Here is a 22,610-nt window from a genome sequence, read left to right as displayed (position 1 = left end):
CCTTTTGCGGCTTAGTGCGGATGATAGTTGACGCGGTCAGGCACTGGCTTGAAGGAGCCCATCTTGCTCCACCACGGCATCAGCAGGAAGAAGCCGAAGTAGATGAAGGTGCAAATCTGCGATACCAGGGTGCGACCTTCGGTCGGCGGCAACACGCCCAGATAACCGAGGATCACGAACGCGATGCCGAACACGAGGTACACATACTTGTGCCAGCTCGGACGGTAGCGAATCGACTTGACCGGGGAATGATCGAGCCATGGCAGACCACCGAGGATCATCACGGAAACACCCATCAACACCACACCCCAGAACTTGGCATCGAAAATGAACATGCCAACCAGTGCAACAGCCGCGACAATCGTCGCGCCCAGTTTCACCTTGCCGCTCAGCTTGGACTTCACCAGCAACAGCGCCAGATAAGCCACTACACCGATTTCCAGCGCATACATGAACTGCGAAGTGGTCGCGCGCAGGATCGAGTAGAACGGCGTGAAATACCAGACCGGAGCGATATGCGGCGGGGTCTTCAGTGGATCTGCCGGGATGAAGTTGTTCGCTTCGAGGAAGTAACCACCCATTTCCGGTGCGAAGAAGACAATTGCAAAAAACACGATCAGGAACACCGCCGCGCAGAATACGTCGTGCACCGAGTAGTACGGATGGAACGGGATACCGTCGAGCGGGATGCCGTTAGCGTCGGTCTTTGCCTTGATCTCGACGCCGTCCGGGTTATTGGAACCGGTTTCGTGCAGCGCGACGATGTGCGCCACGACGAGGCCAATCAGCACCAGCGGAACGGCGATCACGTGGAACGAGAAGAAGCGGTTCAGCGTTGCGTCGGACACCACGTAGTCACCACGAATCCACAGCGACAGGTCCGGGCCGATGAACGGGATCGCGCCGAACAGGTTCACGATCACCTGCGCGCCCCAGTACGACATCTGGCCCCATGGCAGCAGATAGCCCATGAAGGCTTCCGCCATCAAGCACAGGAAAATCGCGACACCAAACAGCCAGACCAGCTCGCGCGGCTTGCGGTAGGAACCGTACAAGAGGCCGCGCAGCATGTGCAGGTAGACCACGATGAAGAATGAAGAAGCGCCGGTGGAATGCATGTAGCGCACCAGCCATCCCCATGGCACATCGCGCATGATGTATTCAACTGAATTGAACGCGAGGCTGGCATCCGGCTTGTAATGCATCACGAGGAAGATGCCGCTGACGATCTGAATCACCAGCACCAGCAGCGCGAGCGAACCGAACGCGTACCAGTAATTGAAGTTTTTCGGCGCATAGTATTCAGACAGATGCGCCTTCCAGGTCGAGGTCAGCGGGAAGCGCGCATCGATCCAGTTCAGCGCCTTGGCAGAAACCGGCGCGTCAGCGGGAAGCTGTTTCTCTTGAAATGCCATAATGATTATGCCTCGCCTTTCTCGTCTTTACCGATGACCAGCTTGGTTTCGCTAAGGTACATATGGCGCGGCACTTGCAGGTTGTCCGGAGCCGGTTTGTTCTTGAACACGCGACCGGCCAAGTCGAAGGTCGAGCCATGGCACGGGCACAGGAAACCGCCTTGCCAGTCGTCTGGCAGTGACGGCTGTGCGCCTGCCTGGAATTTGGAAGACGGCGAGCAGCCAAGATGCGAGCAGATACCGACTGCAACCAGAATTTCCGGCTTGATGGAACGGTATTCGTTGCGCGCGTATTCGGGCGTCAGGTCATCTTTATTACGTTCGGACTTGGGATCGGCCACTTGGGCGTCGGTCTTCTTGAGCGACTCGACCATTTCCGGGGAGCGCTTCAGGATCCACACGGGCTTGCCGCGCCATTCCACGGTTTTCATTTCCCCCGGCGCCATGCCGGCGATATCCACCTCTACCGGCGCGCCTGCAGCCTTTGCTCGCTCGGACGGCTGGAAGGTGGACACAAAGGCCCCCGCCGTAGCCAATCCGGCCACACCGCCCACCGCGCATGTAGCGGCGAGCAAGCCGCGTCGACCGGAATCGACCTGCTTTTCGTTACTCATACCAACCCCAATCAGTCAACAAAATTCGGAATATGTCGAAACCACCAGCAACATTCGATTATAGCGTGGGGCGCATTTGATTTAAAGCGTATACCTGATGCGTTGCGCAAATTCCGGGAACTTTTTGAAGCACTCATGGCGCCGCCCAGCGAGGTGACAGCAGCAGGAAATTATCACCCAGATAACAAATTGATATGCGAAGAGCGAATGGGCTGACAATGATTTTTGCAGAATGACTGAAGGGCGCGACCGATACCGCATCGATATAAAAAGGCCCGGATAATCCCGGGCCGATGCGACGTTACTGACGGGCCCTTAGGCGCCCCAATTGAAGCAGGCCACGCCGATGTGCCTCAAAGACGGCTTCCCCGCGCGAATGCACGGACAGCTTGCCATAAATGTTCTTGATGTGCGTTTGCACCGTTCCGACAGATACGGAAAGCATTTTGGCCACTTCACCGTAGCTGTCACCCTGTGCGATCAGGTCAAGGATTGCCGCTTCACGCTTGGTCAGACTAGTTATGGCAGCGTCCTGCCCAGCTGTCGCGAGCGGCTCATTTTTCCCATCGCGCACCTTGGCCAGCACCATGCGCGCAATGGCGGGACTCATGGGAGCGCCGCCGTCGCGCAAGTCGAGCACCGCGCGCGCAATATCCATCCTGCCGGCATCCTTAAGGACATATCCCGACGCCCCCGCCTCGATACATGCCAGCACATTGGCTTCGTCGCTTGACATCGTGACCACCATAATGTCGGTCTGTGGATGGTGCTTTGCACAGGCATGAATGATTTCGATGCCCGATCCGTCAGGCAGCCCGAGGTCCGTCATGAGCACGTCGGCGTTCTCTTCCTCGAGCCAGGCCAGCGCCGGCTTGACGCTATCGAATGCGGCTAACAGGCTCAGCCCCGGATCTGCCTCAATTGCGAGGCACAGGGATTTGCGCGTTACCGCATCGTCTTCAACTATCAAAACACCAACTGGCTTGTGCGATGTTTCAGCCAACACCATGTCAATTCCTCGCCTGCAAGAATAATCCTCCCATCATAATATAGGGATAATGTTCACTTTTAGTACATTTCTTCAGACTGGATTGGTTACATCGATGAAATGGTGTTCGATGCCAAAAGCCTCAGCAAGGTGCTGGCCGAGCGCTTGAACGCCGTAACGCTCCGTCGCGTGATGACCACAGGCCAGATATGCGACACCAGACTCCCTGGCTAGATGAACCGTCGGCTCGGATATCTCTCCGCTCAGATAAACCGTCGCCCCGGCGGCGATTGCGTCGCTCAGTAAATTCTGTGCAGCACCAGTGCACCATCCAACCGCGCCCAGTGGTTGCTCCGCGTCGCCGATGAGAAGTGGAACCCGCCCCAGCTGCCGTTCGACGATGCGCGCAAGGTCGCCAACAGTTTTTGCTGCCGGGTCTGCCGGCACGCCAAGCCACCCCAAATTATCCTCGCCGAAGCGCCCGCCCGGCACAAGCCCCAGCCGCAGACCCAGTTGCGCGTTATTTCCCAGATCGGGATGCATGTCGAGCGGCAGATGATATGCAAAGAGGCTGATATCTCGGCTCAAGAGCAATTTCAGGCGCTTTTGCTTAGGGCCTACCACGCGCGCATCCTCTCCGCGCCAGAAGTAGCCGTGATGGACGAGGATCGCATCCGCATTTACATCAATGGCCGCTTCGATCAACGCCAGACTTGCAGTCACTCCCGTTACAATAGTTTTAATTTCGACCCTGCCTTCGACCTGCATACCATTTGGGCAATAATCGCGAAAGCGGTTAATATCGAGCGCCTGCTCTAGGTATTTTGCGAAATCGTCCCTATTTACTGATTTTCGATTCATTTTTTCACCCTTTATGCGACGTCTCTGGCTATTGTTTGCCCAAACCGTCACCGTCGGTTTAGCCGTTTGGTTCATTGTAGCGAGCCTTAAGCCGGAATGGGCCAGGGAGCTGGCCAGCGGCGCACGCATGACCCGCGTTGCGCCCTCATCAGTTCCCGTGATGGAAGCGCCGGCAAATTCCGGCCCGATCCAGAATTCCTATCGCGATGCGGCCCGGCGCGCGATGCCTGCCGTCGTCAACATTTTCACGACCAAGGGCACGCGCCAGCCGCAAAGCCCGTTCATGGACGATCCGCTGTTTCGCCGTTTCTTCGGGGAGCAGCAGGAGGAAAAGCAGTTCAGTCTGGGTTCCGGCGTCGTTGTGAGTCCGCAAGGCTATGTATTGACCAACAACCATGTGATCGAAACAGCCGACGAAATTGAAGTGGCACTGGCCGACGGCCGCAAAGCGTCAGGCAAGCTAGTCGGCGCCGACCCGGAGACGGACCTTGCAGTCATCAAGGTCGACATACCGAACCTGCCCTCCATCACTCTGGGCCATGCCGAGCAGTCCAGGGTAGGCGACGTGGTGCTCGCCATCGGCAATCCGTTTGGCGTGGGACAGACCGTGACCATGGGCATCGTATCGGCTCTCGGGCGCAACCACCTTGGAATCAATACATTTGAAAACTTTATCCAGACCGATGCCGCCATCAACCCAGGCAACTCCGGCGGCGCGCTGATCGATACCAATGGCAATCTGCTCGGTATCAACACCGCCATTTACTCCCGCAGCGGCGGCTCGCTCGGCATTGGCTTTGCGATACCGGTAACAACCGTAAAGACGGTGATGGAAGCGATCATCGCAAACGGCCAGGTCATCCGCGGCTGGATCGGCGTCGAACCGCAAGACATCACGCCGGAACTGGCCGAGAGCTTCGGCCTGGCGAAAAAATCGGGCGCCATCATTGCGGGCGTCCTGAAGGGCGGGCCCGCAGACAAGGCCGGCATGCGGCCGGGCGACATCCTGGTGGCCGTCGAAGGCAAGCCCGTAACCGATACGACCGACATGCTCAACCTGATCGCGCAACTCAAGCCCGGCAACAAGGCAAGGATGACCGTGCTGCGCAGAAGCCAGGAGTCGACGCTGGACGTCGTCGTCGGCAAGCGCCCGAAACCGCGCCGCGAAGACCGGGAAGAAGACGACGAACGCTAAATAACAACAAACCCTCATGCATATCCGCGATCTGATCCAATTCCTCGGCGAGCTATCGGAGAACAATAACCGCGCCTGGTTCGTGATGAACAAGCCGCGTTATGACATCCTGCGCGCAGAATTTCTCGAATTGGTGGGAAGACTGATTGCGGAGATCGGCAAGTTCGATCCTGAGGTCGCCGGATGCAATCCCAAGAAAGCGCTGTTTCGCATTAATCGCGACATACGCTTCTCGCACGACAAGAGCCCGTACAAGACTGCATTTTCTGCGTCCATTACGGCAAGTGGATTGAAAAAACCCAGTCAGGGCGGCGGCCCCGCCTATTACTTCCACATTGACGCCAGCGGAACGCTTCTGGTTGCCGGCGGCGAGTACATGCCCCCGCCGGACCGCTTGCGCACGATTCGCCAGCACGTGATCGATGATGCCGCCGGCTTCGGCAAGATGCTGAAGAACAAGAAATTGAAAGACGCTTTCGGCGACTTGCAGGATGAGGGCAAGCTCAGCCGCCCGCCCAAGGGTTTTGCTCCCGACGCGCCACACATCGAGTACATCAAGCACAAGAGCTTCATCGTGTGGAAGGAGACAAGCCTGAAGAAAAAGTTTCCCGCCGATCTGGACAAGGAGTTGGCGGCCGAATTCAAAAACGCCTATCCGCTGATCGCCTGGCTACGTCAAGCAAAGTAACAGGCAGTCATCAGGTCGTTTCTTCGGATACCGTCTCTTCAGGCGCCTGCGTCGCACGCGCGAACAAGGGGGCCACCAGCAATCCGGCTTCGTACAGCAGGCAGATCGGGACAGCCAATAGCAGTTGACTCATGACGTCGGGTGGCGTGACGACCGCCGCGATCACGAACGCGCCGACGATCACGTAAGGCCGGATCGCCTTGAGTTTCTCCACCGTGATGAGCCCGAGGCGCACCAGCACAATGACCACGATCGGCACTTCGAACGTGACGCCGAATGCGATGAACAAGGTCATCACGAAGCCGAAATAACTTTCGATATCCGGCGCAACGGCAATCGACTTGGGCGCAAATTCATTGATGAACTTGAAAATCACGCCAAACACGAAGAAGTAGCAGAACGCCACGCCGGTGATAAACAGGATGGACGAAGACACTACCAGCGGTGCGATCAGCTTCTTTTCATGCTCGTACAAACCGGGCGCGATGAAGGCCCAGGCCTGGTACAGCACCATCGGCAGCGCGATCAGGAAGGCGACCAGCAGCGTTACCTTCACCGGGATCAGGAACGGCGTGATCACGCCGGTGGCAATCATCTTGCTCCCGACCGGGAGCGCCGCCATCATCGGCTGCGCCATAAAGTCGTAGATCTTGCCGGCCCATGGCATCAGGCCCAGGAACACCACGATGACGGCAACCGACGCCTTCATGATGCGATTGCGCAGCTCTACCAGGTGCGAGATGAAGGTGTCGCCTTCACTCGTGGTTTGTTGTTCGTCGCTCATGAAATGTTAATGAAAGGATACGGTAGTTTTGCGGGCTGCACTGGCCGGGCGATACTTGGCAACGCGCGCGGCGCCGGAAAGCACGTGCGTCTTGCGGCCGGTTTGCTTCTTGAACCAGGACGGGACGGCGGAAGTGCGAGCGAGCTTTTTCTTGCGAAAGTCCTTTGCCTTGACCACCTGGAGGTCGGGCGTCGGCGTATCGAGCAAGGGATTGGTAAATGCGCCGCCCACCTCTTTCTCGACCTCCGACATGTTCTGCGCTATCGTCTGTTCGACATTGCTGGCGGCTTCCTGCATTTCCTTTTGCACCTTGCGCAATTCTTCAAGCTCGATTTCACGGCTGACTTCCGACTTGACGTCGTTGATGTACCGCTGCGCCCGCCCGAACAAGGTGCCGGCCATGCGGGCGACCTTCGGCAGGCGCTCAGGGCCGACCACGACCAGCGCAACAACGCCGATCAGTGCAAGTTTGGAAAGACCAAGATCAATCATGAAGGAGATGCAAAAGTGGAGCGTGACACGACTGGAGCGGTGTCACGCACGAACAGCGGGGAAAGAGCATCAGCTCTTTTTTTCTCTGGCTTCGACGTCAATCGCCGCCTTGTCGGCAGCGGCTTTTTCCTCTTCGCCCTTCACGCCATCCTTGAAGCCTTTGACGGCCTTGCCCAAATCGGAACCGATGTTGCCCAGCTTTTTAGTGCCAAACACCAGCATCACGATCACCAGCACGATCAACCAGTGCCAAATGCTAAACGAACCCATTACTTTCTCCTAAAACGGACATCAAGTCCTTGAAACAGCCTGCCTTCAGGCAGAACGACGCCACGGGCGCGGTCCGCCAATGACGTGCAAATGCAGATGGTACACCTCTTGCCCGCCATTCGGACCGGTATTAAAAAGCAGCTTGAAACCGCCGCTACCCACACCATCGCTATTGACCGCATAACCGCAGCCTTGTTCCTCAGCAAGTTTCGGTGCCAAGAGCAGCATTTTACTCAACAACGCCGCGTGACTTTCATTGCATTCTGCAACAGTCGGGATATGTTGCTTCGGAACCATCAAAAAATGGACCGGTGCGGCCGGATTAATGTCATGGAAGGCGATCAAATCGTCGTCTTCATACACGGTTTTGGCCGGGATTTCCTTCGCAGCGATTTTGCAGAATATGCAGTTCGTCATGTTTTTTCGATCCGGTTATTCATCATCCGGCGCTGCAGTCACGCCTTGTCGGCGCGGCTCGCCTTTTCCTCAATGCCGGAAATGCCCTCGCGACGGGCCAGTTCCTGCAACACATCCTGTGGCGTCAAGTCGAATTGCGCAAGCATGACCATCGAGTGAAACCACAGGTCGGCGCACTCGTAGAGTACTTTCGACTTATCGCCACCTACGCGCGCATCCTTGGCCGCCATCACCGTTTCCGTCGCTTCTTCGCCGATCTTTTTCAGAATTGCATCATCGCCCTTGAAAAACAGGCGAGCGACATACGACTTGTCCGGGTCGCCGCCGTTGGCAGGCTTGCGCGATTCGATCACCTGAGCCAGGCGCGTTAATGTATCACTCATCGTAGATTCACTTGTAAATTTCGTCCGGGTCTTTCAGCACCGGTTCGACCGCATGCCATTCGCCGTTTTTCGCGTCGCCCTCGAACTTCTGAAAGAAACAGGAATGGCGCCCGGTATGGCAGGCGATGCCGTCAGCCTGCTCGACTTTCAGCAGCACCACGTCCTCGTCGCAGTCGAGGCGAATCTCGTGCACTTTCTGGACATGGCCGGACTCTTCGCCCTTGTGCCACAGCTTCTTGCGCGAACGGCTCCAGTACACCGCCTCGCCCAGCTCCACCGTTTTGGACAATGCTTCGCGGTTCATCCATGCGAACATCAGCACGTCGTTGGAGCCGACTTCCTGTGCGATGACGGGTACCAGGCCGTTTTCATCCCACTTCACCTTGTTGAGCCACTTGGCCTTGATGCTCATGCCAGCCTCATCGGAATACCCTGCTCCGACATGAAGCGCTTTGCTTCCTGCACGGTATGCTGGCCGTAATGAAAAATGCTGGCAGCCAGCACCGCATCGGCCTTGCCGATCTTGATGCCGTCCGCCAGATCCTGCAGACTGCCGACGCCGCCGGATGCAATCACCGGAATCGATACCGCGTCGGATACGGCGCGCGTAAGCGCCAGATCGAAGCCACTCTTGGTGCCGTCTCGGTCCATGCTGGTCAGCAGCACTTCGCCGACACCGAGGCTTTCCATCTTCTTTGCCCACTCGACCACGTCGAGCCCGGTCGGCTTGCGTCCGCCGTGCGTAAAAACTTCCCACTTGCCGTCACCGCACTTCTTGGCGTCAATCGCCACCACGATACATTGCGAACCGTATTTTTGCGCGGTGTCGGCCACCATCTGCGGATTGGCGACTGCAGCGCTGTTGATGCTGATCTTGTCGGCGCCCGCATTCAACAGGCGGCGTACATCGTCGACCGTGCGCACGCCGCCGCCGACAGTCAGCGGGATGAAGACCTGTGACGCAACTGCCTCGATGATGTGCAGGATCAGGTCGCGCTCGTCGGAGGTGGCCGTGATGTCGAGGAAAGTCAATTCGTCGGCACCCTGATCGTCATAGCGACGCGCAATCTCGACCGGGTCTCCCGCATCGCGCAGCTCGACAAAATTGACGCCCTTGACGACGCGACCAGCGGTCACGTCCAGACAAGGGATGATGCGTTTTGCCAGGGTCATGCTTCGTCTTCTTCCGCCTCTTCCAGGCCGCTCAGTTCATCGGCGCGATCCTGCGCCGTGCGCAGATCGAGTGTGCCTTCGTAGATCGAACGGCCGCAGATCACGCCTTCGATGCCTTCGTCCTGCACTGCGCACAGCGCTTCCACGTCCTTGATGTTGTGCACGCCGCCCGAGGCAATGACAGGAATCGTCATGCTGCGCGCCAGCTTGACGGTCGCGTCGATATTCACGCCGGCCATCATGCCGTCGCGCCCGATGTCGGTATACACGATCGCTTCGCAGCCGTAGTCCTCGAATTTCTTCGCCAAGTCGATCACTTCGTGGCCGGACAGCTTGCTCCAGCCGTCCGTGGCGACCTTGCCGTCTTTGGCGTCGAGGCCAACGATGATCTGGCCAGGGAATGCGCTACATGCGTCGTGCAGGAATCCCGGGTTTTTCACCGCCGCGGTGCCGATGATGATGTACGACAGACCATCGTCCAGATAGCGCTCGATGGTGTCGAGGTCGCGGATGCCACCACCCAGCTGCACCGGAATTTCATCGGCGCCGTTTTCAACGGCGAAGTCGCGCACTGCCTGAATGATCGCCTTGACCGCAGCTTCATTCTTCGGCTTGCCAGCAAATGCGCCGTTCAGATCGACCAGATGCAATCGGCGCGCGCCTTGTGCCAGCCAATGTCGCGCCATCTGCGCGGGATCATCGGAAAACACGGTGGCTTGGTCCATATCGCCTTGTTTCAGGCGCACGCAATGACCGTCTTTGAGGTCGATGGCAGGTATGAGCAGCATGGCTACATTAGAGAGGGATTGATGTTGGTAAAGTTAATATGCAACGACTACTCACCCGAAATCAGGGATTCCAGTGAACGAAATTTTTATACAGCTGCAAACCGGCTGTCGCGCTTTTCTCCGGATGAAACTGGGTCGCGAATATATTGTCTTTTGCCACGGCACAAGCGAACGGTGCACCGTAATCGGTCTCGCCTGCGATATGCTCCGGCTTGTCCGGCATCGCGTAGTAGCTGTGCACAAAATAGAAGTAGCTGTTGTCAGCAATGCCATTCCACAGCGGATGGGACAACGTTTGTTTCACGCGGTTCCAGCCCATCTGGGGCACCTTGAAGCGTGATCCGTCCGCCTGCAGCTTGTCCTCGAGGCGAAAGCGCACCACCTTCCCGGGCAGCAAACCGAGCCCGGGGGTGTCGCCCTCTTCGCTCCAGTCGAACAGTAACTGCTCGCCGACGCACACTCCCAATAGCGGCTTGCTGCGCGTCGATTCGATGACTGCATCCTGCAATCCCGATTCGCGCAGACAGCGCATACAGTCCGGAATGGCACCCTGGCCCGGCAGCACAAGGCGATCGGCCGACTTGATATCCGACAGTTCACCGGAAATGCGCACGTCCGCTTCCGGCGCGACATGGCGCAGCGCCTGCGCCACCGAGCGCAGGTTGCCCATGCCGTAATCCACTACAACGATTTTATTCATGTCAAAAAATGAGTCGCGAGGCTACGCTTACAGACTGCCCTTGGTCGAAGGAATCGTGCCTGCCGCACGCGCATCCAGTTCGGCGGCCATGCGCAGTGCGCGGCCGAATGCCTTGAACACGGTTTCGCACTGATGGTGCGCGTTTTCGCCGCGCAGGTTATCGATGTGCAGCGTCACCAGCGCATGGTTGACGAAGCCCTGGAAAAATTCGTGCGTCAAGTCGACATCGAAGGCGCCGATCATGGCACGCTTGAACGGCACATGAAATTCCAGGCCGGGGCGGCCGGAAAAGTCGACAACCACGCGCGACAGCGCTTCATCCAGCGGGACATAAGCATGCCCGTAGCGACGGATGCCCTTCTTGTCGCCGATCGCCTTGGCGAAAGCTTGGCCGAGCGTGATGCCGACATCCTCCACGGTGTGGTGCGCATCGATGTGCAGATCACCGCGTGCTTCGATCTCAAGATCGATCAAGCCATGCCGCGCAATCTGGTCGAGCATGTGGTCGAGGAACGGCACGCCGGTATTCAGCTTTTGCTGACCGGTACCGTCGAGGTTGATCACGACGCGGATTTGCGTCTCGTTGGTATTGCGGGTGACCTCTGCAACGCGTGGCGTGGGCATGTTAAGCGGATACTAAAATTTACGATGCGAGCGACGCCTTCAGGGCATCGAGGAATAACTGGTTTTCTTCCGGAGTGCTGACGGTCACCCGTAAGCAATTTTCCAATAATGGATGCATTTTACCGACATTTTTGATTAAAACCTTACGGTCTAACAACGCGGAAAACACAGAATCTGCATTATTTTTTCCGGCAGCGAGGCGAATCAGCAGAAAATTTGCTGCCGAAGGGAAAACTTCAATGCCAGGAAGCGCCTGTAGTGCAGTTGCCAGCTTGGCACGTTCCGCACGCAAGTTTTCCGCTTGGGCATCGAGCACATCGGCATGGTCGAGCACGAATTCTGCTGCCGCCTGAGTCAATACATTGACGTTGTACGGCGGGCGCACCTTGTCGAATTCCGCCAGTAGCGCAGCGTCCGCTGCCATGTAGCCGAGGCGGATGCCGGCCAGGCCCAGCTTGGACACGGTACGCATGACCACGATGTTGCTAAACTCCGACAGGCGCGGCATGAAGCTCGACTGCGCAAACGGCTGGTAGGCTTCGTCGATCACCACGATGCCGGTATCGCCGACGGCGCGGATGATCTCGACCATGTCGTCGGCATTAAACAGGTTGCCGGTCGGGTTGTTCGGGTATGCGAGGTAAGTGACCACTGGCTTATGCTGCGCGATCGCCGCCAGCATTGCTTCCTTGTCTAGCGAAAAATCCGGCTTGAGTGGCACGCCGACAAATTCCAGGCCGGCAAACCGGGCGGACATGGCGTACATGACAAAGCCTGGCATCGGCGCCAGCACTTTGGCGCCCGGCTTGGCGCAGGCAATGGAGATGATCGAAATCAGTTCATCCGAGCCGTTGCCGAGCACGACATCGAATCCCGCCGGCACACCCAGTTTGTCGCAAATCTTTGTTTTCAGCGCGGCGTATGACGGTACCGGATAACGGTTCATTGCCACATCGGCAAGCCTGCGTCCGAGTTCCGCACGCAATGGCTCCGGCAACGTGTACGGGTTCTCCATGGCATCGAGCTTGACGAAGCCAGCGGAGTCCGGCACGTGATAGGCCGACAGCGCGCGCACGTCGGGACGGATGATATTTTCGATCAGGGGCATAGGTTTCTCAGGCTGCGGCCGGCTTTTCCAATTCAGCCAGCCGGTTTTCAATCAGTTCGCAATAATCGGCATTTAACTCAAATCCAACGAAATGCCGTCCGCAACGCTTGGCCGCGACGGCGGTCGTGCCGCTTCCCATGAATGGATCGAGCACGATCCCGCCCGGCGGGCAGGACGCCTTGATCATGCGCTCGACGATCTCCAGGGGCTTTTGGGTCGGATGGTCGGCGCGCTCGCGATGCTCGCGGTGCAGGCGCGACACGCTCCACACGTCCTTGGGGTTGTAGCCGATTTCCAGCCACTTGGCGCCGACGAAGATCGAGCGCGAGCGGGCCTTCTTGGTTTCGGCGTCGTACGGGATGCGCACAGCGTCGAGGTCGAAATAATAGTCCTTCGCCTTGACGAAAAATCCGATGGTGTCGTGCACCGACGAAAACTTGCGCGTGCTGCCGCCCATCGACGGCACGCGCCGGTCCCAGATGATCTCGTTAATCATCGTCATGCGCTTTTTCAGCAACACGAAGATTTCCGGCGAATAGCGCCAGGTCAGGAAAACGTACAGGCTGCCGCAGGCCTTCAGCTTCGGCAGCGCCGCATCGATCCACTGCTCCATCCAGTGCAGATAGGCGTCGGTATCGAGCTTGTCTGAATTGTTGCCGTAATCCTTGCCCAAACCGTAGGGCGGATCCGCCACCAGCAGGTCGATGCTGGCGTCGGGAATACGCGCAAATCCCTGCAGCGCATCCTCGCAATAAATGCGATTGAGCCAGCTGGTCATTGGGCGGCGCCGGCTTTCATTTCAATCGATACTCGGCCGATCCGGCATGCGCCTGCAGGCCTTCGCCGTAGGCGAGCTCCGCTGCAACCTTGCCGAGGGTTTGCGCACCCGCTTGGCTGACATGGATGATGCTGGAGCGCTTCTGGAAATCGTACACACCCAGGGGCGAGGAGAAGCGCGCGGTGCGTGACGTCGGCAGCACGTGATTGGGGCCAGCGCAATAGTCGCCCAGCGATTCGGACGAAAAGTGGCCAAGGAACATGGCGCCGGCGTGGCGCACCTTGTCGGCCCACTGCTGCGGATTTTCGGCCGAAATTTCGAGGTGTTCGGCGGCGATCAGGTTTGCGATCTCGCAGGCCTCGTCCATGTCGCGCACCTTGACCATGGCGCCGCGGTTGGTGAGCGAGGTGCGGATCACTTCCTTGCGCGGCATCGCATCGAGCTGCTTGTTGATGCTTGCTTCGACGCGGGCGATGTAGCCGGCGTCCGGACACACCAGAATCGATTGCGCCAGCTCGTCATGCTCGGCCTGCGAAAACAGGTCCATCGCCACCCAGTCCGGGTCGGTCGTGCCGTCGCAAATGACCAGAATTTCGGACGGGCCGGCGATCATGTCGATGCCGACGATGCCGAACACTCGGCGCTTGGCAGCGGCCACGTACGCGTTGCCCGGGCCGACGATCTTGTCGACCTGCGGAATAGTGGCCGTGCCGAAGGCGAGCGCGCCGACGGCTTGCGCACCGCCGATGGTGAACACGCGGTCGACGCCGGCGATGGCGGCGGCAGCCAGCACCAGTTCATTTTTCACGCCGGCCGGCGTCGGCACCACCATGACGACTTCCTGCACGCCGGCGACCTTGGCCGGAATCGCATTCATCAGCACCGACGACGGGTAGGCGGCCTTGCCTCCAGGGACATAAATGCCGACACGATCGAGCGGCGTGACCTTTTGGCCCAGCACGGTACCGTCCGCTTCGGCATAGGTAAAACCGTCAGATCCGCATTCCTTCTTTTGCCGCTCGTGATAGGCGCGCACGCGATCGGCCGCCGTTTGCAACGCCGCCCGTCGCGCCGGCGCGAGGCTATCCAGTGCAGCACGAAGCTCGTCCTGTGCAATCTCCAGACCAGCAACGCTTTGCGCATCAAGCTTATCGAAGCGGTTCGTATAGTCGAGCACGGCGGCGTCGCCGCGGATCTTCACGTCGGCCAGTATCTGCGCTGCGGCACGGTCGATGGCTTCGTCTTCGCTCGCTTCGAATGCGAGCACCGCCGCCAGCTGTGCCTTGAAGTTTTCTGCGGTGGAATCGAGTTTGCGAATCTGGATCATGTTGTCTTATCCGGCTTTCGACGCTTTTTCGAATGCTTCCAGAATCGGCTGCAAGCGTTCGCGCTTCAGTTTCAGGGCGGCCTGGTTGACGACCAGGCGCGACGAGATATCCATGATGTGCTCGACTTCGACCAGGTTGTTGGCGCGCAAGGTGCTGCCGGTCGAAACCAGGTCGACGATCGCGTCCGACAGGCCAACCAGCGGCCCCAGCTCCATCGAGCCGTACAGCTTGATCAAGTCGACGTGCACGCCTTTTGCCGCGAAGTGCTCGCGCGCGCATTGCACGTACTTGGTCACGACGCGCAGACGCGCGCCCTGACGCACGGCGCTGGCGTAGTCGAAGCCGGCCGGCACAGCCACCGACAGGCGGCATTTCGCGATATTCAGATCGATCGGCTGGTACAACCCCTCGCCGCCGTGCTCGAGCAGCACGTCCTTGCCGGCCACGCCGAAGTCGGCCGCGCCATATTGGACATACGTCGGCACGTCTGAGGCGCGCACGATGATCACGCGCACGTTCGGGTCATTGGTCGGCAGGATCAGCTTGCGCGACTTCTCTGGGTCTTCCGACACGGTGATGCCGGCCGCCTGCAGCAGCGGCATCGTTTCTTCGAATATGCGTCCCTTGGACAGCGCGAGGGTCAGTTGCTGGCTCATTATTTGATTCGCTGGATGTTGGCGCCGACAGCGGACAGTTTGGCTTCCATGCGGTCGTATCCGCGGTCCAGGTGGTAGATGCGATCGATCAGGGTTTCGCCTTGCGCAGCCAGTGCGGCGATCACCAGCGACGCGGACGCGCGCAAGTCGGTTGCCATCACGGGCGCGCCGACCAGCTTCTCGACGCCACGCACGATCGCCGTGTGGCCATCGATATCGATCGACGCGCCCAGGCGGTTCAGTTCCTGCACGTGCATGAAGCGGTTTTCGAAAATGGTTTCCGTCACATGGCTGCTGCCGTCGGCGATGCAGTTCATGGCCATGAACTGCGCCTGCATGTCGGTCGGGAAGCCCGGATATTCGGTGGTACGAAAGCTCACCGCCTTCGGGCGCGCCGCCATCTGCACCCGGATCCAGTCAGCGCCGGAAGTCAGGATCGCACCGGCTTCGCGCAGCTTGTCCAGCGCCACATCGAGGAAATCGCTACGGGTATTCTTGAGCGTGACGTCGCCGCCGGCAGCAGCCACCGCGCACAGGAAGGTGCCGGTTTCGATGCGGTCGGCGATGACAGTGTGCGACGCGCCATGCAGCTTGTCGACGCCCTGCACCACCAGGCGGTCGGTGCCGATACCGCTGATGTTGGCGCCCATGGCAACCAGCAGGTTGGCCAGGTCGGTGACCTCGGGCTCGCGCGCGGCGTTCTCCAGCACTGTTTCACCTTCGGCCAGCGCGGCGGCCATCAGCAGGTTTTCGGTACCGGTCACCGTGATCATGTCGGTGACGATGCGGGTGCCCTTGAGGCGCTTGGCCTTGGCATGGATATAACCGGCTTCGATCGTGATCTCGGCGCCCATCGCCTGCAAGCCCTTGATGTGCTGGTCGACCGGGCGCGAACCGATCGCGCAGCCGCCCGGCAGCGACACCTTCGCTTCGCCGAAGCGTGCAACTAGGGGCCCCAACACCAGGATCGCAGCGCGCATGGTTTTCACCAGCTCGTAAGGTGCTTCGCACTTGTCGATGGCGGCGCCGTTGAGCGACATGCGCTCGCCGTCCTGCTCGATGCGCAATCCCATCTGCCGCAGTAGCTTGGTCATGGTCGACACATCCTGCAAATGCGGCACGTTCGACAATTGGACCGTATCGGCCGTCAGGAGGCCGGCGCACAGGATCGGCAGTGCCGCATTCTTGGCGCCGGAAATAGTGATGTCACCGGACAGGCGGCTGCCGCCGGTAATGAGTAATTTATCCATTAGCTCTGGAATTCTTCCGGGGTGAGAGTTTTCATCGACAGCGCGTGAATTTCCTGACGCATGCGCTCGCCGAGGGCGGCATACACCAGCTGATGCCGCTGGACCATGCGCTTGCCGGCAAAGGTGGGCGATACGATGACTGCGCTGAAGTGCTGGCCGTCGCCTTCGACTTCCAGATGGGTGCAGTCGAGGCCGGCGGCGATATAGCTTTTTACGAGCTCTGGGGTAGGTAGCATGATGAAGTTCTTTTAAAAATCCGTGATGATGCAGCGCTTAGTGGCGCAGCTTGTAGCCTACTTTTAACAGACGAACGGCAAAGGCGGCGAGCGCCAGGAAAAACACGGAAACAATAGTAAAACTGGTCAATGGATTGACGTCGGACTGGCCGAAAAAGCCGTAGCGGAAGCCATCAATCATATAAAAAAACGGGTTGAAACGCGATATGGACTGCCAGAATGGCGGCAATGAGTGGATCGAATAAAACACACCGGACAAAAAGGTTGCCGGCATGATCAGGAAATTCTGGAATGCGGCGAGCTGGTCGAACTTTTCCGCCCAGATCCCGGCGATCACCCCCATGGTGCCGAGCATGGCGGCGCCGAGCAGCGCAAAGACAACGATCCACCCGGGGGCAACAAAGCTCAGCTTGGCGAACCATGCAGTAATCGCAAAAACGCCGGTGCCGACTGCCAAGCCACGCACCACCGCAGCGAGCACATAGGCGCCGAATAAATCCCAGTGCGACAGCGGCGGCAACAGCACGAACACCAGGTTGCCGGTGATCTTGGACTGGATCAGCGAGGATGAACTATTGGCAAACGCATTTTGCAGCACGCTCATCATTACCAGGCCCGGGATCAGGAACGCGGTATAGCGCACCTGCGGATAGACATGGACATGGTCTTCCAGCACATGGCCGAAAATCAGCAGATACAGCATCGCAGTCAGGATCGGCGCGGTAATGGTTTGCATCGCGACTTTCCAGAAACGCAGGATTTCCTTATAAAACAAGGTTTGGAAGCCGGTCATTTTTCGCCCTCCATGATCTGGATGAACACGTCTTCCAGGTCGGCCTGCTGCAACTGCATGTCTTCGATCGTCGCGCCGGCCTGCCGCAGAGTTGCGAGGATCGGTTCGACATCGGTGTATTCATTCACGCGCAATGTGTACTTGCGGCCGGCAACCAGTTCATCCGGATGCGACACCAATGGCTTCAACGCATCGGGCAAGTCGCCGTTGGCAAGACGCACGACCAATTGCGAGCCCGAGATACGCTTGATCAGCGCCGACGTGGAGTCGAGGGCGACTACCTTGCCAGTCTTGAGCATGGCGATGCGGTTGCACAGCGCCTGCGCCTCTTCCAGGTAGTGCGTGGTCAGCACAATCGTATGCCCTTCGCGATTAAGACGGGCGATGAACTTCCATAGCGTCTGGCGTAATTCGACGTCGACGCCAGCGGTAGGCTCGTCCAGCACGATCACCGGCGGCTTGTGCACCAGTGCCTGCGCCACCAGCACGCGGCGCTTCATGCCGCCAGACAGCGCGCGCATATTGGTGTCGGCCTTGTTGGTGAGGTCCAGGTTGGCCATCACCTCGTCGATCCACTTGTCATTGTTCTTCAGGCCAAAGTAGCCGGACTGCATGCGCAAGGTTTCGCGCACGGTAAAGAACGGATCGAACACCAGTTCCTGCGGCACCACCCCGAGCCGCTGACGCGCCTCACGGTAATTGCGTACGACATCATGCCCGAGGATTGCCACGCTGCCGGAATCGGCGCGATTCAAGCCGGCGATGATGGAAATCAGCGTCGTCTTGCCAGCGCCATTGGGGCCAAGCAAGCCGAAGAATTCACCTTCTTCGACCGACAGCGTCACGCCGCCAAGCGCCTGCAGCGACTTGTAGCGTTTTTCGACATTGACGATTTGCAGAGCAGCCATGGTGGCTTGACCAATTTAGCGTGGAAATGGCCTCCGGCTGGACAAAACCTTTGGCGAAACCCTTGATTATATTGGATTTCCGGCAGGGAAACCGGAACAACGCGCGAGGAGTGACCGAATGGTCAATGATGAGAAGCGTCGGCGTGCACGTGCAGCAGGTCGCCAACGCCGTACAGCGCGACGATGCTTTGCAGATTGGTAGGAAGATTCTTGAAACTCAGTGGCTTGCCAGCCTGCTGCGCAGCGCGCTGCCACGCAAGCAGAGTTGCCACGGCAGCCGAATCGACTGCCGTTAAATCCGACAAATCGATTTGCGCCTGGCCATCGGCAATCGCGCGCAATCCGTCATCCAGCACGGTTTGCGCGTTATGGAAAGTGAGCGTCGATGCGGGACGAAATGTCATGGCGAATCAAGAGGCGCTTTTTACGCCCTTGGCGGTGCCGGTGGCGAGACGCTTGTTGCGTTCGGCCAAAGTCTTGATCAAGCCGTCGATGCCACCCTTGCTGATTTCAGAGGCGAAATTTCCCTTATAGGTTTCCACCAGCCAAGCACCCAGCACATTCATGTCAAAAATCTTCCAGCCCGCCGGCGTCTTTTCCAGACGATAATTCAACTGGATCGGGTCGCCGCCGCGCGGCTGCAATACCTGGGAACGCACCTCCACTTCGGTATCGCTGGGGTCGGCGCGAAACGGCTTGAATTCGAGCTTTTGGTCACGAATCTGCGCAATGGCACCGGAATAGGTATACACCAGCAAGGCACGGAATTCATCGGTCAGCTGCTTTTGCTGCTCCGGTGTCGCCTGCCGCCAGAAGCGTCCGGCAGCCAGCGCCGTCATGCGCTGGAAATCAACGTGCGGCAATACCTTGGCTTCCACCAAGTCCAAGATATGCTTTTGGTTACCGCTCTGGATCTCCTTGTCGCTTTTAGCAGCATCGAGCACTTCCTGGCTGATGCGTTTGATCAGGACATCGGGCGCTTCCTGCGCGAACGCCGTTTGGACAGAAACCAAGCCCAAGGCCAGAGCAGCAACTGCAAAGATTTTTTTCACTATATTCATATTTTCCTGGATCAACAAAACAGTGCCGATATTGGCACCAGGTAATCATTTAACTGGCCAGCATCCGCTTTGGATGACAACGGCGGAGCGAACCGAAACAAGGCTTGGCCGCGCCCATTATTTTTTCTTTTCAACAATAGGAGAGGAATCAACAGCCTTCCCGTTGTTCGGCTCCTGTTTGACGGCGGCCTTCATTTCCGGTTCCGCTATATTTTCTTCAGTGAAATCTGTTGGACCAACATCATCTTCGTAGAAGGATCGCGGCGTTTCACCATCGTGCACCTTGCTCTCGCGTCGCTGCATATATGCATCGCGAACAAATTCGTAGCGGTCCAGCGCTGCATCTTCGAGCAGGTTGGAGGCACCCAACAATGCCGCGCGCTGGTCAACCAGGCGGACGATAGTGCCCGTGTTACGCCAGCGGACCGGATACTTGTGCTGCCACAAATCTGCCGTCAGATCCAGCGGAGTTGCCACCGTATCGCGCAAGGTGGACGAACCAAGTACCGGCAACACGACATATGGCCCGGGGCGCACCCCCCACTTGCCGAGCGTCTGACCAAAGTCTTCCTTGTGCTTGACCAGGCCTGCTTCCGTGCCGATATCCAGCACGCCACCTAAACCCAGCGTACTGTTGACCGCGACACGCATCACGTCCGAAAATCCATCCGCGACCTTGCCTTGCAAAAAGTTGTTAACTGTCGTCCAGACATCGCCGAGATTGCCAAAGAAATTACCGACGCCAATTTGCACAAAGTTTGGCACGAACTTGCTATATTTCTCCGCAACGGGTTTGACTGCATGCTGATCGAGCGCGTCGTTGAAGTTGAACATGGCGCGATTGAAGCGCTCGAACGGATCCTTGGGGTTGGCCGTGCTGGCACATCCGCCAAGAGCGCACGTCAGTGACAGCACGACGATGCGTGTTGCAGAATTCATTGCTTATTGCCTTCCTTTCCCTCGGCCGCCTTACTGAAGAGGAATTGACTAATCAAGTTCTCCAATACGATGGCCGACTGAGTCATGGTAATGCGGTCGCCAGCGGCCAGGTTGTTGGTATCGCCGCCCGCTTCCAGACCGATGTATTGTTCGCCGAGCAGTCCTGACGTTAAGATCTTGGCCGAGGAATCTTTCGGGAACTTATAGCTGCTGTCCAGGTTAAGCGTCACGACCGCCTGAAACGTCTTGTCGTCGAACTTGATGTCGCCGACCCGACCGACGACCACGCCGGCACTTTTTACCGGTGCGCGCGGCTTCAGGCCGCCGATATTGTCAAATTTGGTGACAACGGGATAAGTCGCCTGCAACGACAGCGAACTCATGTTCCCTGCCTTGAGCGCCAGGAAAAACAATGCCGCCGCACCCAGCAGCACGAACATGCCAACCCATAAGTCTAATGATTTTCTTTGCATAATCAGATCCCCTAATAATGGGATACAGGGCCTTTCTCAGGCGCAATTTGTAAAAATTTGTTTCAGTAATGCGGAGACAGAGCGCCACACAAGGCGTTCCCGTGTCAATCGAACATGAGGGCCGTAAGCAAAAAGTCCAGCCATAGCACGGTAAGCGAAGCAATCACGACGGTGCGGGTAGTGGCCCGCGCCACGCCTTCGGGCGTCGGCTGCGCCTCGTACCCCTGGAACAGCGCGATAAACGTTACCGCAAATCCGAACACCACGCTCTTGAGCACGCCATTGGCGATGTCTTTCCAGACGTCGACACCATCCTGCATCTGGGACCAGAACGCGCCCTCGTCGACGCCAATCAGCTTCACGCCGACGATATAGCCTCCGATGACGCCGACCGCGCTGAAAATCGTCGCCAGAACCGGCATCGCGATCACGCCGGCCCAAAAGCGCGGTGCCACCACGCGTTCGAGCGGATTGACCGCCATCATTTCCATTGCCGACAACTGCTCCCCGGCTTTCATCAAGCCGATCTCGGCCGTCAGCGAAGTACCGGCACGTCCGGCAAACAACAAGGCGGACACTACCGGACCCAGTTCGCGCGTCAAAGACAACGCCACCAGCAAGCCGAGCGCCTGCTCCGAACCGTACTTATTCAGCGTGTAATACCCTTGCAGGCCGAGCACGAACCCGACGAACAGACCGGATACCGCAATGATGACCAGCGAATAATTGCCGATGAAGTGAATTTGATCGGTCACCAGCCGCGGCCGACGCAGCGCGCGTCCGGACGCGCCGAGGAGTGCGAAAAACATGCGCGTCGCAAATCCCACGTTGGCAATGTATTCGCGCACCCAGCGTCCGAGCGACGAGACGGCATCGAGCATCATCGTAACACCTCCAGATGCAAGTCCTGCGCAAGCGAGCGGCCCGGATAATGGAACGGCACCGGACCGTCCGGCTCGGCTTGCACGAATTGCTTCACGTACGGGTCCTCGGAGGCGAGCATTTGCTGTGGCGTCCCGTGCGCGACGATCTTCCCTTGCGACAGGAAGTACACGTAATCGGCGATGGCAAACGACTCATGCACATCGTGCGACACGAGGATGGAGGTCGAACCAAGCGCGTCATTCAAGCGCCGGATCAGGTTCGCCGTCACGCCCATGGAAATCGGATCGAGCCCGGCAAAGGGTTCGTCATACATGATGAGCTGCGGATCCAACGCAATGGCACGCGCCAGCGCCACGCGGCGCGCCATGCCGCCGGAGATTTCGGAAGGCTTCAATTGCGCGGCATTGCGCAAACCGACCGCATGCAGCTTCATCAATACCAGATCGCGTATCAATTCCTCCGGCAGCCGGGTGTGCTCGCGCAGCGGGAAGGCGACGTTCTCGAATACCGTCAAATCGGTAAACAGCGCGCCATGCTGAAACAGCATCCCCATCTTGCGGCGCATGGCGTACATGGCCGGAATATCGCGGGCATCGACGGCCTTGCCATCTACATGGATTGTGCCCTTTTGTGCCTGCAGCTGCCCGCCGATCAGGCGCAGGATCGTCGTCTTGCCCGATCCCGATCCGCCCATGACGGCGACCACCTTCCCGCTCGGGAAATCCATACGGAGTCCCGACAGAATTGGCCGCGCTCCATAAGCAAAGTGCAGATCGCGAATTTCAACGAGGTTTGGCACAACA

The 22,610-nt window shown here is 58.3% G+C and carries 30 protein-coding genes; 2 read left to right on the top strand and 28 right to left on the bottom strand.

The window, feature by feature from the left end; all coding sequences use genetic code 11:
• Window positions 1-11: 11 nt before the first annotated feature.
• The 4 genes from TSA66_RS05215 to TSA66_RS05200 form a co-directional block, all read right to left on the bottom strand.
• Window positions 12-1,418, bottom strand: coding sequence for a cytochrome b (locus TSA66_RS05215; RefSeq protein ID WP_040039271.1), 1,407 nt, complete (start codon window positions 1,416-1,418; stop codon window positions 12-14).
• Window positions 1,419-1,420: 2 nt separating this feature from the next.
• Window positions 1,421-2,029 (bottom strand): ubiquinol-cytochrome c reductase iron-sulfur subunit, encoded by a 609-nt coding sequence (gene petA / locus TSA66_RS05210; protein ID WP_040039270.1) that lies wholly within the window; start codon window positions 2,027-2,029, stop codon window positions 1,421-1,423.
• A gap of 301 nt (window positions 2,030-2,330) precedes the next feature.
• A complete protein-coding gene (locus TSA66_RS05205) occupies window positions 2,331-3,038 on the bottom strand; it encodes a response regulator (protein ID WP_040039269.1) in 708 nt (235 codons plus the stop codon).
• Between the two features lie 72 nt (window positions 3,039-3,110).
• Window positions 3,111-3,878 (bottom strand): Nif3-like dinuclear metal center hexameric protein, encoded by a 768-nt coding sequence (locus TSA66_RS05200; RefSeq protein WP_040039268.1) that lies wholly within the window; start codon window positions 3,876-3,878, stop codon window positions 3,111-3,113.
• A 13-nt stretch (window positions 3,879-3,891) separates the two neighbouring features.
• On the opposite strand from TSA66_RS05200, the gene TSA66_RS05195 reads away from it, so the two are divergent.
• Both TSA66_RS05195 and TSA66_RS05190 read left to right on the top strand, forming a co-directional pair.
• Window positions 3,892-5,073, top strand: a complete 1,182-nt coding sequence (locus TSA66_RS05195) for a Do family serine endopeptidase (protein WP_040039267.1) — start codon at window positions 3,892-3,894, stop codon at window positions 5,071-5,073.
• A gap of 16 nt (window positions 5,074-5,089) precedes the next feature.
• The gene (locus tag TSA66_RS05190) at window positions 5,090-5,761 is read left to right on the top strand and encodes a DUF2461 domain-containing protein (protein WP_040039266.1); all 672 of its coding nucleotides are present in this window, start codon (window positions 5,090-5,092) and stop codon (window positions 5,759-5,761) included.
• A gap of 10 nt (window positions 5,762-5,771) precedes the next feature.
• On the opposite strand, the gene tatC is transcribed toward TSA66_RS05190, so the two are convergent.
• The 24 genes from tatC to TSA66_RS05070 all read right to left on the bottom strand — a co-directional run bounded on the left by tatC (window position 5,772) and on the right by TSA66_RS05070 (window position 22,606).
• Window positions 5,772-6,545: a twin-arginine translocase subunit TatC gene (gene tatC / locus TSA66_RS05185; RefSeq protein ID WP_040039265.1), complete on the bottom strand. Its 774-nt coding sequence runs from the start codon at window positions 6,543-6,545 to the stop codon at window positions 5,772-5,774.
• 6 nt (window positions 6,546-6,551) lie between these two features.
• Complete coding sequence (tatB, locus tag TSA66_RS05180) at window positions 6,552-7,037, bottom strand: Sec-independent protein translocase protein TatB (protein ID WP_040039264.1); 486 nt, start codon at window positions 7,035-7,037, stop codon at window positions 6,552-6,554.
• A 69-nt stretch (window positions 7,038-7,106) separates the two neighbouring features.
• Window positions 7,107-7,307, bottom strand: coding sequence for a Sec-independent protein translocase subunit TatA (tatA, locus tag TSA66_RS05175; RefSeq protein WP_040039263.1), 201 nt, complete (start codon window positions 7,305-7,307; stop codon window positions 7,107-7,109).
• Between the two features lie 45 nt (window positions 7,308-7,352).
• The gene (locus TSA66_RS05170; RefSeq protein ID WP_040039262.1) at window positions 7,353-7,724 is read right to left on the bottom strand and encodes a histidine triad nucleotide-binding protein; all 372 of its coding nucleotides are present in this window, start codon (window positions 7,722-7,724) and stop codon (window positions 7,353-7,355) included.
• A 38-nt stretch (window positions 7,725-7,762) separates the two neighbouring features.
• Complete coding sequence (locus tag TSA66_RS05165) at window positions 7,763-8,107, bottom strand: phosphoribosyl-ATP diphosphatase (protein WP_040039261.1); 345 nt, start codon at window positions 8,105-8,107, stop codon at window positions 7,763-7,765.
• A gap of 7 nt (window positions 8,108-8,114) precedes the next feature.
• A complete protein-coding gene (gene hisI / locus TSA66_RS05160; RefSeq protein ID WP_040039260.1) occupies window positions 8,115-8,519 on the bottom strand; it encodes a phosphoribosyl-AMP cyclohydrolase in 405 nt (134 codons plus the stop codon).
• Entirely contained in the window at window positions 8,516-9,280 is a 765-nt protein-coding gene (gene hisF / locus TSA66_RS05155) for an imidazole glycerol phosphate synthase subunit HisF (protein ID WP_040039259.1), read from the bottom strand. The genes hisI and hisF overlap by 4 nt, the downstream gene beginning before the upstream one ends.
• On the bottom strand, window positions 9,277-10,068 hold the full coding sequence (gene hisA / locus TSA66_RS05150; protein WP_040039258.1) for a 1-(5-phosphoribosyl)-5-[(5-phosphoribosylamino)methylideneamino]imidazole-4-carboxamide isomerase: 792 nt from the start codon (window positions 10,066-10,068) through the stop codon (window positions 9,277-9,279). Before hisA ends, hisF begins: the two co-directional genes overlap by 4 nt.
• A gap of 61 nt (window positions 10,069-10,129) precedes the next feature.
• The gene (gene hisH / locus TSA66_RS05145; protein ID WP_040039257.1) at window positions 10,130-10,768 is read right to left on the bottom strand and encodes an imidazole glycerol phosphate synthase subunit HisH; all 639 of its coding nucleotides are present in this window, start codon (window positions 10,766-10,768) and stop codon (window positions 10,130-10,132) included.
• A gap of 27 nt (window positions 10,769-10,795) precedes the next feature.
• The gene (hisB, locus tag TSA66_RS05140; protein WP_040039256.1) at window positions 10,796-11,392 is read right to left on the bottom strand and encodes an imidazoleglycerol-phosphate dehydratase HisB; all 597 of its coding nucleotides are present in this window, start codon (window positions 11,390-11,392) and stop codon (window positions 10,796-10,798) included.
• A gap of 19 nt (window positions 11,393-11,411) precedes the next feature.
• Entirely contained in the window at window positions 11,412-12,500 is a 1,089-nt protein-coding gene (hisC, locus tag TSA66_RS05135; protein WP_040039255.1) for a histidinol-phosphate transaminase, read from the bottom strand.
• A gap of 7 nt (window positions 12,501-12,507) precedes the next feature.
• Window positions 12,508-13,278, bottom strand: coding sequence for a DNA-methyltransferase (locus TSA66_RS05130; RefSeq protein ID WP_040039254.1), 771 nt, complete (start codon window positions 13,276-13,278; stop codon window positions 12,508-12,510).
• Between the two features lie 16 nt (window positions 13,279-13,294).
• Window positions 13,295-14,605: a histidinol dehydrogenase gene (hisD, locus tag TSA66_RS05125; protein ID WP_040039253.1), complete on the bottom strand. Its 1,311-nt coding sequence runs from the start codon at window positions 14,603-14,605 to the stop codon at window positions 13,295-13,297.
• Between the two features lie 6 nt (window positions 14,606-14,611).
• Window positions 14,612-15,262, bottom strand: a complete 651-nt coding sequence (gene hisG, locus TSA66_RS05120; protein ID WP_040039252.1) for an ATP phosphoribosyltransferase — start codon at window positions 15,260-15,262, stop codon at window positions 14,612-14,614.
• A complete protein-coding gene (gene murA / locus TSA66_RS05115) occupies window positions 15,262-16,512 on the bottom strand; it encodes a UDP-N-acetylglucosamine 1-carboxyvinyltransferase (RefSeq protein WP_040039251.1) in 1,251 nt (416 codons plus the stop codon). The genes hisG and murA overlap by 1 nt, the downstream gene beginning before the upstream one ends.
• On the bottom strand, window positions 16,512-16,748 hold the full coding sequence (locus tag TSA66_RS05110; protein WP_040039250.1) for a BolA family protein: 237 nt from the start codon (window positions 16,746-16,748) through the stop codon (window positions 16,512-16,514). Before TSA66_RS05110 ends, murA begins: the two co-directional genes overlap by 1 nt.
• A gap of 37 nt (window positions 16,749-16,785) precedes the next feature.
• Window positions 16,786-17,541 carry an ABC transporter permease gene (locus TSA66_RS05105; RefSeq protein WP_040039249.1) on the bottom strand — a complete coding sequence of 252 codons (756 nt, stop codon included), beginning with the start codon at window positions 17,539-17,541 and terminating at the stop codon, window positions 16,786-16,788.
• Window positions 17,538-18,449, bottom strand: a complete 912-nt coding sequence (locus TSA66_RS05100; RefSeq protein ID WP_040039248.1) for an ABC transporter ATP-binding protein — start codon at window positions 18,447-18,449, stop codon at window positions 17,538-17,540. The genes TSA66_RS05105 and TSA66_RS05100 overlap by 4 nt, the downstream gene beginning before the upstream one ends.
• 122 nt (window positions 18,450-18,571) lie before the next feature.
• Window positions 18,572-18,853, bottom strand: coding sequence for an STAS domain-containing protein (locus TSA66_RS05095; RefSeq protein WP_040039247.1), 282 nt, complete (start codon window positions 18,851-18,853; stop codon window positions 18,572-18,574).
• A 6-nt stretch (window positions 18,854-18,859) separates the two neighbouring features.
• Complete coding sequence (locus TSA66_RS05090; RefSeq protein ID WP_040039246.1) at window positions 18,860-19,510, bottom strand: MlaC/ttg2D family ABC transporter substrate-binding protein; 651 nt, start codon at window positions 19,508-19,510, stop codon at window positions 18,860-18,862.
• A gap of 117 nt (window positions 19,511-19,627) precedes the next feature.
• Complete coding sequence (locus TSA66_RS05085; RefSeq protein WP_084199296.1) at window positions 19,628-20,449, bottom strand: MlaA family lipoprotein; 822 nt, start codon at window positions 20,447-20,449, stop codon at window positions 19,628-19,630.
• Window positions 20,446-20,922, bottom strand: coding sequence for an outer membrane lipid asymmetry maintenance protein MlaD (gene mlaD, locus TSA66_RS05080; RefSeq protein ID WP_040039245.1), 477 nt, complete (start codon window positions 20,920-20,922; stop codon window positions 20,446-20,448). Before mlaD ends, TSA66_RS05085 begins: the two co-directional genes overlap by 4 nt.
• Before the next feature lie 104 nt (window positions 20,923-21,026).
• Entirely contained in the window at window positions 21,027-21,803 is a 777-nt protein-coding gene (mlaE, locus tag TSA66_RS05075) for a lipid asymmetry maintenance ABC transporter permease subunit MlaE (RefSeq protein ID WP_408639500.1), read from the bottom strand.
• Complete coding sequence (locus tag TSA66_RS05070) at window positions 21,803-22,606, bottom strand: ABC transporter ATP-binding protein (protein ID WP_084199294.1); 804 nt, start codon at window positions 22,604-22,606, stop codon at window positions 21,803-21,805. Before TSA66_RS05070 ends, mlaE begins: the two co-directional genes overlap by 1 nt.
• Between the last annotated feature and the right edge of the window lie 4 nt (window positions 22,607-22,610).

Source organism: Noviherbaspirillum autotrophicum, from assembly GCF_000818395.1.
GTDB lineage: Bacteria > Pseudomonadota > Gammaproteobacteria > Burkholderiales > Burkholderiaceae_D > Noviherbaspirillum > Noviherbaspirillum autotrophicum.
This window is presented reverse-complemented; position numbering and strand designations above follow the sequence as displayed.